Below are 13,070 nucleotides of genomic sequence, written 5' to 3' on the forward strand. Positions count from 1 at the left end.
CCGCCCTGACGCAATCCTGCGCGACACTTCGCAATTGATCCGAAGAGGAATGCCACATGATCCAGCTCTACTGGTCGCCGCGCTCGCGCTCGATCTCCGCGATCTGGCTGCTCGAAGAATCCGGGCTGCCCTATGAGCGCGTGCTGACCGATATCTCGACGGGTGCGCAGAAGGCGCCGGAATATCTCGCGATCAACCCGATGGGCAAGGTGCCGGGGCTGAAGGACGGCGACGCCGCGCTCGGCGAGGCGGCAGCCATCTGCGCCTACATCGCCGACCGTTATCCGGAAACCAATCTTGCGCCGGCCGCCACCGATCCGCTGCGGGCGAGATATCTGCAATGGCTGTTCTTTTCGCCAAGCTGCATCGAGCCGGCGCTGATCCAGCTCTTCACCAAGCTCGAAGTGCCGGCGAGCACGGCGGCGTGGGGCAGTGCGACGCAGACCTTTGACGTGCTCGATGCCGCCTTGCAGAAAGGTCCCTGGATTCTCGGCGAGAGGTTCTCGGCCGCCGACATCATGCTCGGCTCCGGACTGAATTTTGCGGTGCGGATGTTCAAGATGGTGCCGCCGCGGCCGTCGTTCGACGCCTATATCGACCGCTGCGTGGCCCGCCCGGCGTTCCAGCGCGCCGAGAAGATCGCGGCGGGGTGAGCGGACCGTAGGCTGGGCAAAGGCGCGACTGCGCCGTGCCCACCATGCATCCTCAGACCCTCTCTTGAATGGTGGGCACGCTGCGCTTTGCCCACCCTACAAAGCGGCTCTATCCCGGAAACAAAATCGCGAAAACAACCCCATGCAAAGTAGAGCCGCTTCCCGAACGGCTCATGTAACGACGCGGGGGTCCACATCCCTTGAGTAGTCGACGCCGTCGATGCCAAACCCGAACAGGCGAAGGAATTGGCTCTTGTATTCGGGAAGGTCTGCCAGTTCGCCGAGCGTCTCCGTGGAGAGCAGCGGCCATCGTCGCAGTACCTCGGCCTGAACTTCGGGCGAAAGCTCCCAGTCGTCAACTCGAATGCGCTGAGCCTCGTCCAGTTCGACACCCTTGCCAAGGCGCGTCCGGAACAGGCGATCGATCTGTTCGATGCAGCCTTCGTGGAGCCGGAGCTGCTTCATGACCTTGAACAGCACCGTGCCATAGAGCGGCACCACCGGAATGGCTGAGCTTGCCTGGGTGACCACGGCCTTCAGCGCCACCACGCGGGCAGCGTCCTGGCCGAGCCGGCCCCGAATCGCCTCCGCCTTGCGGTCGAGATCGACTTTGGCGCGACCCAGAGTGCCTTGCCAGTAGATCGGCCAGGTCAGTTCGCTGCCGATATAGGTGTAGTTGAGGGTGCGGAAGCCCGGCGCCAGAACACCGGCGTCCGCGAGCTGGTCGATCCAACGCTTCCAGTCATCGCCGCCCATCACCGCCACCGTGGCGGTCGCTTCATCCTCACTCGCCGGCGCAATGGTCGTCTCGAAGACCTCGCCGGTCTCAGTGTTGAGAGTCTTGATGTCGACGGGAGCGCCGAGCGGCTTGATCGCCGAGCGGTAGGTCTTGCCGGTGTCCGGGTCTGTCCGGACCGGAGCGGCCATGCTGTAGACCAGCATGTCCAGCTGTCCGAACTTTTCGCGCACACGGTCGATGAAGGTTTTCTTCAAGTCGTTGGAGAAGGCGTCGCCCTCGAGCGTGAGGGGAGACCGTCCGATCTTCTCGGCCTCGATCTCAAATGCGCGGTTGTTGTACCAGCCGGCGCTGCCCGTTTTGCTTGCCGAAGGCTCGCGCTCCAACGACACGCCGATGGTCTCCGCGCCCCCGGCGAAGGTCGCGACAATGCGGCTCGCGAGGCCGTAACCGGTCGAACACCCCAGCACAGCGACGCGCTTGGGGCATTCCGGAATGGAACCCTGGCGGAGAACATAAGCGATCTGCTCGCGGACATTTGTGGCGCAGCCAGCAGGATGTGCCGTCGTGCAAATGAAGCCTCGCACGCGCGGTTCGATAATCATGCCCACCCCGTTTCAGATCGTTGCAAAGTCGCCATGCGCCGCCTGCCTACCTCTCGCCGCAAGCAAGGAGAGGTAAAAGCGAAATCACGCATCCATCCGCTTGAACACCAGCGTGGCGTTGGTGCCGCCGAAGCCGAAGGAGTTCGACAGCACGGTGCCGAGCTTGGCGTTGTCGATGCGCTTGCGCACGATCGGCATGTCGGCGAAGACCGGATCCAGCTCGGTGATGTTGGCGCTCTCGCAGACGAAGCCATTGTTCATCATAAGCAGCGAATAGATCGCCTCCTGCACGCCGGTGGCGCCGAGCGAGTGGCCGGTCAGCGCCTTGGTCGCCGAGATCGGCGGACACTTGTCGCCGGTGCCGAACACTTTTCGGATCGCCTCGATTTCCGGCGGATCGCCGGCCGGCGTCGAGGTGGCGTGAGGGTTGATGTAATTGATCGGGGTCTTCACGGTCGACATCGCCATGCGCATGCAGCGCTCGGCGCCTTCACCTGACGGCGCGACCATGTCGTAACCATCCGACGTCGCGCCATAGCCGACCACTTCGGCATAGATGCGCGCGCCGCGCGCCTTGGCGTGTTCGAGTTCTTCCAGCACCACCACGCCGGCGCCGCCGGCAATGACGAAGCCGTCGCGGCTGATGTCGTAGGGGCGCGAGGCCGTGGCCGGCGTGTCGTTGTATTTCGAGGACATCGCGCCCATGGCGTCGAACAGCACCGACAGCGTCCAGTCGAGCTCCTCGCAGCCGCCGGCGAAGATCACGTCCTGCTTGCCGATCTGGATCGTCTCATAGGCATTGCCGATGCAATGATTCGAGGTCGCGCAGGCCGACGAGATCGAGTAGTTCACGCCCTTGATCTTGAACCAGGTCGCGAGCGTGGCGGATGCCGTCGACGACATCGCCTTCGGCACCGCGAACGGCCCGACACGTTTCGGGCCCTTGGTGCGGGTGATGTCGGCCGCTTCCACGATGGTGCGCGCGGACGGCCCGCCGGAGCCCATGATGATGCCGGTGCGGACGTTGGAGACTTCCGTGGGCGTCAGTCCGGAATCCTGAATCGCCTGCTCCATCGCGATGTGATTCCACGCTGCGCCCTCGCCGAGGAAGCGCATCGCGCGGCGGTCGATGACGTCGGCCGGATTGAGCGTCGGGGCGCCCTGCACCTGCGAGCGGAAACCAAGCTCGGCGTATTTATCCGCGCGCGTGATGCCGGATTTCGCCTCATGAAGGCTCGCAAGCACTTCCTGGGTGTTATTTCCGATGGACGAGACGATACCCATCCCCGTTATGACAACCCGCTTCATGATCGCCTCGCCCTGCCGTTTCCGTTCGTCCGTGAAGATATTTTGCGTGAAGATATTTTGATTGCGTGATCGCGCCGCTCAGGCAGGCGCGGTGCCCTGCTTGAACAGCCCGACCTTCAGGTCCTTGGCGCGATAGATAATCTCGCCATCCATGGAAAGCCAGCCATCGCCGACACCAAGCACCAGCTTTGAACGCATCACGCGTTTCATGTCGATGTTGTACACAACCTTGCGGGCGTTCGGCAGCACCTGGCCGGAGAACTTCAGTTCGCCCAGCCCCAGTGCCCGGCCGCGTCCCTCGCCGCCGATCCAGCCCAGGTAGAAGCCGACCATCTGCCACATTGCGTCGAGGCCGAGACAGCCCGGCATCACCGGATCGTTCTTGAAATGGCAGCCGAAAAACCACAGGTCCGGCTTCACATCGAGTTCGGCCCGAATCAGACCCTTGCCGAACTCCCCGCCATTTTCGGTGATTTCGGTGATGCGGTCGAACATCAGCATCGGCGGCAGCGGCAGTTGCGCATTGCCCGGGCCGAACATCTCGCCACGGCCGCAGGCCAGCAAGTCCTCGTATTCATAACCGCTGCGCCGATCCAGCATCGTGTCCCGCCTTGCCTTAGATGTCCCGATGGAGCGCTTTCTGAGCGAACCGGACCCGTTTCCCTACGGGAGAACACTTGTTTCCCGCAAATTGGCGCTACTTAGGGTGCTATCGACATTAGCCTCTGCCGAAATCGCATATGTGGTCCGCGCGCTCTGTAACATAGGCACCAAGGCCCGGCAAAGCACTGGAACGGCCTAAAACGCCGCGCTTGCACGCTGGTTCCTCTTTAACCTTGGGCGGGTTCTAGTTGCGAAAAACTTGCATCTACCTGATTTCCTTTTATATTGGGAAAGAATATTGCCCAAGTTAGCGCGCGTGGTGCCCGAAGTGGACATGAACGACCAAGCCTCAATCCTGAACGACGACGGTATCGATCCGGCCGCCCGGGCCGCCGGACATCAGCCGGCGTTGACCGGCTGTCCCTGGCACGACGTCAACGAAATGCTGCAGGCCGCAGGTCTCAGGCCGACCCGCCAGCGCATGGCGCTGGGCTGGCTGCTGTTCGGCAAGGGCGCCCGCCATCTGACCGCGGAAATGCTGTACGAGGAAGCGACGCTGGCCAAGGTTCCGGTGTCGCTGGCGACCGTCTACAACACGCTCAATCAGCTCACCGATGCCGGCCTGCTGCGCCAGGTCTCGGTCGACGGCACCAAGACCTATTTCGACACCAACGTCACCGCGCACCACCACTTCTATCTCGAGAACAACCACGAGCTGGTCGACATTCCCGACCCGCATCTGATGCTCTCAAAGATGCCCGACGTGCCGGAAGGCTACGAAATCGCGCGCGTCGACATGGTCGTGCGCCTGCGCAAGAAGCGGTAGGGCGCTTCTTTCTCGGAGTCGTCCCTGCGAAAGCAGGGACCCATAACCACAAATGCTTGTTGTTTGAGAAGGCGTCTACCCGCTCGCCTCATGGATGGGCCGCGGCGTATGGGTCCCGGCGTTCGCGGGGACGACGCAAGAGTTGTGCTCAGAGCGGAGAGCTCACTCCACCTTCTCATCCGCGTAAACGCCCCACAGGCGCTGCTGCTCGATCCAGCCGTCAAAGCCGTTGCCGATCACGCGGCACCAGCCATTGGCGCATTTCTTGACCTGGGTGACAACGCCAACCTGCAGGCGGGCCGCAATCGCGCTGGTCGGATCGGGACGATCATAGAGCGCCGCCAGTTCGTCCTTGGTTTTCATGGTGACGACCGCAGTGCGGCGGCCGGACAGCAGGGAATGATAGACCCAGCCCTCGGAGCCCTCGGAATCGCGCACGCGGCGCCAATTCTCGAACTCGGCGGTGATTTCGACCGGCAGGCCCGAGCGGGTATAGACCCAGGCGACATCGTTATCCTTGGTCGGACCGGCCCGGACATTCACATGGTCGGATTTGAGGCTGACATATCGCGGCACTGGCAGGCCGCTCGTGGTGGTGGCCGAATCCTTGGCCGAAAACCCTGTGCTGACCGATGCCAAAAGCCAGCATCCCGCCAGCACCGCCACCGAACAGAAACGCCCCAACGCCATCAACTCGTCTCCCGCCGAGATACTCTCAACTCAAATTCTTCGAGTTGAAACCGCTCGCTAACGCCCGAAAAACCCCAGACCCCTGTGCCCCGCTTTGGTCGCCCCCGGATTGTGACTTCCGGGGGTTCTTGTCTTGGCCCGGCCTTCTGATAGAGAGGACGGAACGTCGAGAACAAGAACACCCGAATTTTCCGCTGAAAATCCGAGGTAAGTATTGGGAACCCAAGGACTTACCTGTGGAAACAGCGGGACACCGGGACCGCGCGGCATCAGCAGTGTCGAACAACCGGGTTAATGAGATCTGAACGGCGAGCTCTGGCGGGCCGTCGCCTCACGAGAGCAGGACATGTCGGTTAAGAAAAAACCTCTCGTCGTCGTCACTCGCAAGCTGCCGGACTCGATCGAGACCCGGATGCGCGAGTTGTTCGACGCGAGGCTGAACCTCGACGACACGCCGATGACGCCGGAACAGATCGCGGACGCGGTCCGTACCGCCGACGTGTTGGTGCCGACCGTCACCGACATCATCAGCGAGGCGATCCTCAAAGATCCCGACTGCAAGCTGCGCATGATCGCCAATTTCGGCAACGGCGTCGACAATATCGACGTCACAGCGGCGCATGCGCGCGGCATCACGGTAACCAACACGCCGAAAGTGCTGACCGAAGACACCGCCGACATGACCATGGCGCTGATTCTCGCGGTGCCGCGGCGGCTGATCGAGGGCGCATCGATCCTCACCGAGGGCAAGAGCTGGCCGGGCTGGTCGCCGACCTGGATGCTCGGCCATCGCATCGGCGGCAAGCGCCTCGGCATCATCGGCATGGGCCGGATCGGCCAGGCCGTGGCCCGCCGGGCGCGCGCCTTCGGCCTGCAGATCCACTATCACAACCGCCGCCCGGTGGCGCCTGTTATCGCCGAGGAGCTTGGCGCGACCTATTGGGAAAGCCTCGACCAGATGCTGGCGCGGATGGACATCATCTCGGTGAACTGTCCGCATACGCCGGCGACCTATCATCTGCTGTCGGCGCGGCGGCTGAAGCTGATCCGCAAAGACGCCTATATCGTCAACACCGCGCGCGGCGGGGTGATCGACGAGGACACGCTGATCAAGCTGATCGAAGCCGGCGACATCGCCGGCGCCGGCCTCGACGTCTACGAGCACGAGCCCGCGGTCAATCCGAAACTGGTACGGCTCGCCAAGGCCGGCAAGGCGACGCTGCTGCCGCATATGGGTTCGGCCACCATCGAAGGTCGCGTCGAGATGGGCGAGAAGGTAATCATCAACATCCGCACCTTCCTCGACAACCACAAGCCGCCGGATCGCGTGCTGCCCAGCATGCTGTGAGGCGGGAAAAGCGGTGTGAGCGAAGCGCACACATCCCTGCTCGCCCGCCTCGCCGATGCCGTTGCCGGCTTTCATCCAGATCGAAGAATTCGCGTTGCCATCGACGGCGTCGATGGCGCCGGCAAGACGGCCCTGGCGGACGCGCTGGCGCCGCTGGTTGCCGCGAAAGGCCGGACGGTGATCCGCGCCTCGGTGGATGATTTTCACCATCCGCGAAAACTTCGCTATGCGCGCGGCAGATATTCGCCCGATGGCTTTTATCTCGATTCCTATGATTACGATTCGTTCCGGCGGCTGTTGCTCGAGCCCCTGAGCCCGGGTGGCTCCGGCCGGTTTGCGACGAGGCGATTTGATCTTGATAACGGCAGGCCGTTTGACCTGGAGTGGCGGCAGGCCCCGCCGGCGGCGGCACTGATCGTGGACGGAATCTTCCTGCACCGTCCCGAACTGCGGCCCTGCTGGGACCTTTCGATACTTCTGAAAGTCGATTTCGATGTCTCGCTGCCGCGCGGTGCAGCGCGCGGCGAGAGCTTCGACGCGATTGATCCCAACTCACTGCCGCATCAGCGCTATGTCGGCGGCCAGCGTCGATACCTCGCCGAATGTGTCCCCGAGCAGCAGGCCGATATCGTGATCGACTATAACGATCTGGAAGTGCCGAGAATTTTGAAATGGGTGAGCGCGTAGCCCGTTATCTGTTCTTCCGTCTCTCCCGCTTACGCCATTCCGCGACGAAGGCCACGAACGCGGCGAGCGCCGGCGGCGGCTGGCGACGGCTCGGATAGTACAGGAACGGCCCCGGAAATGGGGCGCACCAGTCGTCAAGCACGCTGACCAGCGCGCCTGACTTGATGCCATAGCGAACATAGCCTTCAAAGGTCAGCCAGAAGCCGACCCCGTCATGGACGGCCCGCAATGCCAAGCCGAGATAGGTCGCGACCAGCTTAGCCGGCGGCGAGACTTTTACGACGCGGCCCGCCTTCTCGAATTCCCAGTCCAGCATCGCGCCGCTGCCAAAACGGGTGCGGATGCACGAATGCTCCAGCAGGTCTTTCGGATGTGTCGGACTTCCATGCTGCGCAACATATTCGCGCGAGGCCACCACCGCGTAGCGCTGCGGCGCGCCGAGCGAGACCGCGATCATGTCCTGCGCCAGATGCTCGCCATAGCGCACGCCGGCGTCAAAACCTCCGGCCACGATATCGACGAACGAGCTCTCGCCGACGATCTCCAGATCGATCCTGGGATGCGCTGCAAGAAACGGTGCGACCATCGGCGCCAGCACCAGGTCGATCGCCGGCGGCGGCGCATTGATGCGAAGGCGCCCCGACGGCACGGCCCGCAGGCCGCGCACCTGATCGAGTGCCGCGCCGACATCCGACATGGCAGGACCGACACGGGCCAGCAGCAATTCACCGGCCTCGGTGAGGGCTACGCTGCGCGTGGTGCGGTTCATCAGGCGGACGCCGAGCCGCTCCTCCATGTCGCGCAGCCGCTGGCTGAGGCTCGAGACGGAGACGCCCTGCTCGACCGCGGCGCGGCGGAAATTCCGGGTGCGCGCCACGGCCACGAAAGCATCGAGGTCGCGGAGGTCGAAATCCTTCATTGTTCGATATACTGAACAAACTATTTATAATTGTCCAGCTTATCGCCTCCTACGGAAGGGCGCATATCAGCCTCGTCACCACGGCGCGAATACCCCCGCCGATTTCGAGGAGAACCATCATGGAAAAGCGCAAACTCGGCACGACAGGTCCATCCGTATCGATGATCGGCCTCGGCTGCATGGGCATGTCGGATTTCTACGGCCCGGCCGACCGCAGCGAGAGCATCGCCACCCTCCACGCCGCGCTCGATGCCGGCATCACCCTGCTCGACACCGGCGATTTCTACGGCATGGGCCACAATGAGATGCTGATCCGCGAAGCGCTCACGGGACGCGACCGCGACAATCTGCAGATCAGCGTCAAGTTCGGCGCGCTGCGCGATCCCAACAAGGGCTTTCTCGGCTATGACAGCCGTCCGGCCGCGATCAGGAATTTCGTCGCCTATTCGCTGCAGCGGCTCGGTGTCGATCACATCGACATCTACCGGCCGGCCCGGCTCGATCCGGACGTGCCGATCGAGGAAACCGTCGGCGCGATGGCCGACATGGTGAAGGCCGGCTGGATCAGGCATATCAGCCTTTCCGAAGTCGGCTCCCACACCATTCGTCGGGCGCACGCCGTGCATCCGATCGTCGACCTGCAGATCGAATATTCACTGCTCGCGCGCGGCATCGAGAGCGACATTCTGAAAACCTGCCGGGAACTGGGCATCGGGATCACCGCCTACGGCGTGCTGGCGCGCGGCCTGATCAGCGGTCACTGGACCCAGGATCGGTCCGGCGCGCAGGATTTTCGCGCCATCAGCCCGCGCTTTCAGGGCGCCAATCTCGATGCCAACCTGATGCTGGTGAACTCGTTGCGGCGAGTTGCCGACGATGTCGGCGCTTCGCCAGCGCAAGTCGCCATCGCCTGGGTCGCGGCGCAGGGCAAGGATATCGTGCCGCTGGTCGGTGCCCGCCGTCGCGATCGCCTCGCTGAAGCGCTCGGTGCACTCGACGTGAAGCTGACGCCGGCGCATCTGGCAGCCCTTGCCGAAGCATTCCCGCCGGGCGTGGCCGCAGGCGCGCGCTATCCCGAGGCGCAGCTTGCGCATATGGACAGCGAGAGGCGATGAATACTACGCCGCGTGCCCGCTCAAATCGGTGATGACAGGCGTATCGCCGTTGAGCGGGTTTTGTGGGTCGCGCGCGTAGCGCAAGGTCTCGAACCGCATCGCGCGTGCGTCCACCATCACCAGCCGTCCGACCAGGCTCTCGCCGAAGCCGACGATCTCGCGGATCGCCTCCAGCGCCATCATCGAGCCCAGCATGCCCGCCAGCGCACCCATGACGCCGGCTTCGGCGCAGGCCGCCACGGTGCCCGGCGGCGGCGGCTCGGGAAACAGGCAGCGATAGGTCGGATTGAACTCGCCCTGCTCGTTGCGCTCATGGGCGCGGATCGTGGTCAGCGATCCGTCGAACTGGCCGAGCGCCGCCGTGATCAGCGGCTTGCCGGCAAAGAAGCAGGCATCGGAAACCAGATAGCGGGTTTCGAAATTGTCGGAGCCGTCGAGCACGAGATCGTAGCCGCCGATCAGCGACATCACGTTCCTTGCATCGAGACGCACCGCATGCGCCTCGAAATGAACATGCGGATTGAGCGCGTGAACCACTTCGGCGGCGCTGTCGACCTTGCGCCGCCCGATGTCGGGCGTGGTGTGGATGATCTGACGCTGCAGGTTCGACAGCGTGACGATGTCGTCGTCGACCGCGCCGAGCGTGCCGACGCCGGCCGCCGCCAGATACATCAGCACCGGCGCGCCGAGGCCGCCGGCGCCGATCACCAGCACGGACGCCTCCTTCAGCGCGGTTTGCCCGGGGCCGCCGACGTCGCGCAGCACGATATGGCGGGCGTAGCGTTCGAGTTCGTCGGCCGTCAGCATGGTCGTGTGCTGTCCTTCCTTCGCTGGCAAACCCTCAGGATGAGGACCTGAATCAATCCCCTGAACCGGGGCGCGGTTGTTGCCGACTAAGCAGATGTGCTTAATTGGGGGGACGTCAATGAGCGCTCCCCTATTCCACTCCGGCATTCTCCTGGATTTGTCATGAGATCGGTGCTTTCGGCAACATTCATGATCGCGGCCTTAGGTTTGGCGGCCTCGGACGCGCGGGCGCAGATGACGCCGCCCTCCACGGCCGGCGCCAGGGCGAAACCGGTGACCACGGTGCCGATCCGTCCCGCGCTGCAGAAGCCGGAGGACACGGCCAACGCGATGGGGCAGGCCGAGCGGCTGGCGCTGCAGTCGGACCTTGCCTGGGTCGGGCAGTATAACGGCGCCATCACGGGCGACGTCAGCGAGCGCATGGTCAATGCGATCAAGGAATTCCAGAAATCCCGCGGGGCCAAGCAGACCGGCGTGCTCAATTCGCAGGAGCGCGGCCTGCTTGCGGACACCGCCAGGAAAAAGCAGGAAAGCGTCGGCTGGAAAATCGTCACCGATCCCGGCACCGGCGTACGGCTGGGGATCCCCACCAAACTGGTGCCGCAGCAAGCCAGCGACGCCAACGGCACCAAGTGGACGTCGCCGACCGGCACGATCCAGATTCAACTGGCCCGGCGCAAGGAAGCCGGCCCCGTCACGGCAAAGCTCGCCGAGCGCGAGAAGAAAGAGCCGGGGCGCAACATCGACTACACCGTGGTCAAGCCGGACTTTTTCGTGCTGTCCGGCCTGCAGGGCCTGAAGAAATTTTATCTCCGCGGCACCTTCAAGGGCGACGAGGTCCGCATTCTCACCATCCTCTACGACCAGGCGACCGAGAATACCGTGGAACCGATCGTGATCGCGATGTCGAGCGCGTTCAATGCGTTTCCGGCTGCCGTGCAAATGGCGGGACCTCCGCCGCGCAAGACCGTGGAATACGGCACCGGCGTCGTCGTCAGTGACGACGGCGCGATCATCGCTGACCGCCAGATCACCGACGGCTGCCTCACCGTCGCGATCGCGGGCTTCGGCAATGCCGATCGCGTCGCCGAGGACAAGGAGCACGATCTTGCGCTGCTGCGCATCTATGGCGCGCGCGGGCTGAAGGCGCTCGATCTCGCCAACGCCGCCACCAAGACGGCGCTCGACCTCACCGGCATTGCCGATCCGCAGAACCAGGGCGGCGGCGCCGCGGTGACCAGCGTCAAGGCTTCGGTGGCCCAGCTTGGCGGCGGCAGCGATATCGCGCTGACGCCCGCGCCGGCGCTCGGCTTTTCCGGCGCGCCCGCGCAGGATGGCGACGGCAGGTTTGCCGGCATCGCGCTGTTGAAGCCGGTTCAGGTCGCGGGGCCCACCAACGGCGCACCCGCGGCGCAGGCGGTGCTGGTGACCGCCGACATGGTGCGCGACTTCCTCAAGGCCAATGGCGTCAGCGCGGCCGGTGGATCGACCGACGCCAAGGCGTCAGTCGTTCGCGTGATCTGTGTAAGAAAATAGCCGCTCGCTCGTGTCCCGGACGCGGTGCTGCGCGTCCGGGACACGAGTAGATCAAGCCGCCTTGATGTTGCTGAGGAAGGTTTCGACCTCGCCGCGCATCGTCTCGGACTGTATCGACAGTTCGCTCGACGCCTGCAGCACCTGATGGGCGGCGGCGCCGGTATCGCCGGCGGCCTGCTGGACGCCGACCACATTCGCCGAGATTTCACCGGTGCCGAGCGCCGCCGGCTGCACGTTGCGGGTGATTTCCTGCGTGGCCGAGCCCTGTTCCTCGACGGCGCTGGCGATCGCGGAAGCAATCTCGTTCATTTCACTGATCGTCGACGTGATCCCCCAGAAAATAACGGGAGTTGCACTGCAGTAAATTCTCTCCGGTGGAGTTACTTGATATTCGCGGCTTGACGCAGGTCAACGACGGTCGAGGCATTCGGCCGCCAACTCAAAACCAAAATACATCGGGTGCAGGCATGAATCGCGTTATGATAGGGATCATCGCGGCAGTCGGCGCAGCAATAGCTGCGAGCGGGGCAATTGCACAATCGCAACCTCTACCGACGCCGCTGGTGGAAGAAGTTATGGTCAAGACCACGCTGTTGACTCTCAATGACGCCAACCTCACCGGCAATTACGATGTGATGCACGCAAAGATGGCCGGGGCATTCCGGGAAAAATTCGGGCCCGACACCCTCAAACAAGCGTTCACGACGTTCGCCGGGAAGCATGTTGATGTAATTGCGGCCACACCGCTGGTTACGACCCGCGAAGCCAGGATCGGCAGCAACGGCGTCCTGATGCTGCGCGGCTATTTCGATACGACTCCGTCGCGCCTGAACTACGAGCTCGACTACGCGATTTCGGAAGGCGAGTGGAAGTTGATTGCGATCGACGTCAAGGTGAAGGGGCCGTCGACCAGCTACGCCGGCGCCGCCGGTCTCCTTGCGCATGCGACGGCTGATTTTCCGATGGCGATCAAGTAAGGTGCACCGATGGCGGAAATCAGCAAGCCGGTCGCGACCTGGCGCAGGATAGCGGCCGCCATCCTTGATTTCATTATGGTCTTTTTCGGTGGCGGCTACGCAATCGGCGTTGACCGGCAGCCTGACCGCTGACGGTTTCAAGCTGGAAGGAATACCGGCGCTGGCCCTGTTTGCGCTGATAGTAGTCTACTTCGTGGCCGGCAACAAATATCTCGGCGGCACGATCTGGCAGCGCGTTCTTTATCCGCGCTGAAGGCGAG

General features: G+C 63.5%; 16 protein-coding genes. 9 read left to right on the plus strand and 7 right to left on the minus strand.

The annotated features are described in order from the left end of the window. The first annotated feature begins 56 nt into the window (after positions 1-56). The gene (locus tag JQ624_RS01845) at positions 57-653 is read left to right on the plus strand and encodes a glutathione S-transferase family protein (protein WP_212417118.1); all 597 of its coding nucleotides are present in this window, start codon (positions 57-59) and stop codon (positions 651-653) included. Between the two features lie 171 nt (positions 654-824). On the opposite strand, the gene fabV is transcribed toward JQ624_RS01845, so the two are convergent. The 3 genes from fabV to fabA all read right to left on the minus strand — a co-directional run bounded on the left by fabV (position 825) and on the right by fabA (position 3,902). Beyond that, positions 825-1,994: an enoyl-ACP reductase FabV gene (fabV, locus tag JQ624_RS01850; protein WP_212417119.1), complete on the minus strand. Its 1,170-nt coding sequence runs from the start codon at positions 1,992-1,994 to the stop codon at positions 825-827. A gap of 84 nt (positions 1,995-2,078) precedes the next feature. After that, entirely contained in the window at positions 2,079-3,302 is a 1,224-nt protein-coding gene (fabB, locus tag JQ624_RS01855; RefSeq protein WP_212417120.1) for a beta-ketoacyl-ACP synthase I, read from the minus strand. 78 nt (positions 3,303-3,380) lie between these two features. Beyond that, on the minus strand, positions 3,381-3,902 hold the full coding sequence (fabA, locus tag JQ624_RS01860) for a 3-hydroxyacyl-[acyl-carrier-protein] dehydratase FabA (RefSeq protein WP_212417121.1): 522 nt from the start codon (positions 3,900-3,902) through the stop codon (positions 3,381-3,383). A 337-nt stretch (positions 3,903-4,239) separates the two neighbouring features. Between fabA and irrA the strand changes: the two genes are divergently transcribed. Then, positions 4,240-4,731: an iron response transcriptional regulator IrrA gene (gene irrA / locus JQ624_RS01865; protein WP_283816892.1), complete on the plus strand. Its 492-nt coding sequence runs from the start codon at positions 4,240-4,242 to the stop codon at positions 4,729-4,731. 162 nt (positions 4,732-4,893) lie between these two features. On the opposite strand, the gene JQ624_RS01870 is transcribed toward irrA, so the two are convergent. Next, positions 4,894-5,421: an SH3 domain-containing protein gene (locus JQ624_RS01870; RefSeq protein ID WP_212417122.1), complete on the minus strand. Its 528-nt coding sequence runs from the start codon at positions 5,419-5,421 to the stop codon at positions 4,894-4,896. Between the two features lie 346 nt (positions 5,422-5,767). On the opposite strand from JQ624_RS01870, the gene JQ624_RS01875 reads away from it, so the two are divergent. Then, positions 5,768-6,769 carry a D-glycerate dehydrogenase gene (locus JQ624_RS01875; RefSeq protein WP_212417123.1) on the plus strand — a complete coding sequence of 334 codons (1,002 nt, stop codon included), beginning with the start codon at positions 5,768-5,770 and terminating at the stop codon, positions 6,767-6,769. A gap of 15 nt (positions 6,770-6,784) precedes the next feature. Next, on the plus strand, positions 6,785-7,456 hold the full coding sequence (locus JQ624_RS01880) for a uridine kinase (protein ID WP_312014368.1): 672 nt from the start codon (positions 6,785-6,787) through the stop codon (positions 7,454-7,456). Positions 7,457-7,460: 4 nt separating this feature from the next. Here JQ624_RS01880 and JQ624_RS01885 read toward each other — a convergent pair whose 3' ends face one another. After that, the gene (locus JQ624_RS01885; RefSeq protein ID WP_212417124.1) at positions 7,461-8,375 is read right to left on the minus strand and encodes a LysR family transcriptional regulator; all 915 of its coding nucleotides are present in this window, start codon (positions 8,373-8,375) and stop codon (positions 7,461-7,463) included. A 119-nt stretch (positions 8,376-8,494) separates the two neighbouring features. Between JQ624_RS01885 and JQ624_RS01890 the strand changes: the two genes are divergently transcribed. Then, positions 8,495-9,490 (plus strand): aldo/keto reductase, encoded by a 996-nt coding sequence (locus JQ624_RS01890; protein ID WP_212417125.1) that lies wholly within the window; start codon positions 8,495-8,497, stop codon positions 9,488-9,490. 3 nt (positions 9,491-9,493) lie between these two features. Here JQ624_RS01890 and JQ624_RS01895 read toward each other — a convergent pair whose 3' ends face one another. Next, on the minus strand, positions 9,494-10,297 hold the full coding sequence (locus tag JQ624_RS01895) for a molybdopterin-synthase adenylyltransferase MoeB (RefSeq protein WP_212417126.1): 804 nt from the start codon (positions 10,295-10,297) through the stop codon (positions 9,494-9,496). 162 nt (positions 10,298-10,459) lie between these two features. Between JQ624_RS01895 and JQ624_RS01900 the strand changes: the two genes are divergently transcribed. Beyond that, positions 10,460-11,833 carry a serine protease gene (locus JQ624_RS01900; RefSeq protein WP_212417127.1) on the plus strand — a complete coding sequence of 458 codons (1,374 nt, stop codon included), beginning with the start codon at positions 10,460-10,462 and terminating at the stop codon, positions 11,831-11,833. Between the two features lie 51 nt (positions 11,834-11,884). On the opposite strand, the gene JQ624_RS01905 is transcribed toward JQ624_RS01900, so the two are convergent. After that, on the minus strand, positions 11,885-12,142 hold the full coding sequence (locus JQ624_RS01905; RefSeq protein WP_212417128.1) for a hypothetical protein: 258 nt from the start codon (positions 12,140-12,142) through the stop codon (positions 11,885-11,887). A gap of 89 nt (positions 12,143-12,231) precedes the next feature. On the opposite strand from JQ624_RS01905, the gene JQ624_RS01910 reads away from it, so the two are divergent. Genes JQ624_RS01910 through JQ624_RS01915 form a run of 3 tightly spaced genes read left to right on the plus strand, consistent with a single transcriptional unit; the run spans position 12,232 to position 13,063 of the window. Next, positions 12,232-12,810 (plus strand): hypothetical protein, encoded by a 579-nt coding sequence (locus JQ624_RS01910; protein ID WP_212417129.1) that lies wholly within the window; start codon positions 12,232-12,234, stop codon positions 12,808-12,810. Between the two features lie 9 nt (positions 12,811-12,819). Next, positions 12,820-12,942, plus strand: a complete 123-nt coding sequence (locus tag JQ624_RS39240; RefSeq protein ID WP_283816889.1) for a hypothetical protein — start codon at positions 12,820-12,822, stop codon at positions 12,940-12,942. Further along, positions 12,920-13,063 carry a hypothetical protein gene (locus JQ624_RS01915; protein WP_212417130.1) on the plus strand — a complete coding sequence of 48 codons (144 nt, stop codon included), beginning with the start codon at positions 12,920-12,922 and terminating at the stop codon, positions 13,061-13,063. Before JQ624_RS39240 ends, JQ624_RS01915 begins: the two co-directional genes overlap by 23 nt. Positions 13,064-13,070 lie beyond the last annotated feature (7 nt).

Source organism: Bradyrhizobium sp. AUGA SZCCT0283 (genome assembly GCF_018130385.1).
GTDB lineage: Bacteria > Pseudomonadota > Alphaproteobacteria > Rhizobiales > Xanthobacteraceae > Bradyrhizobium.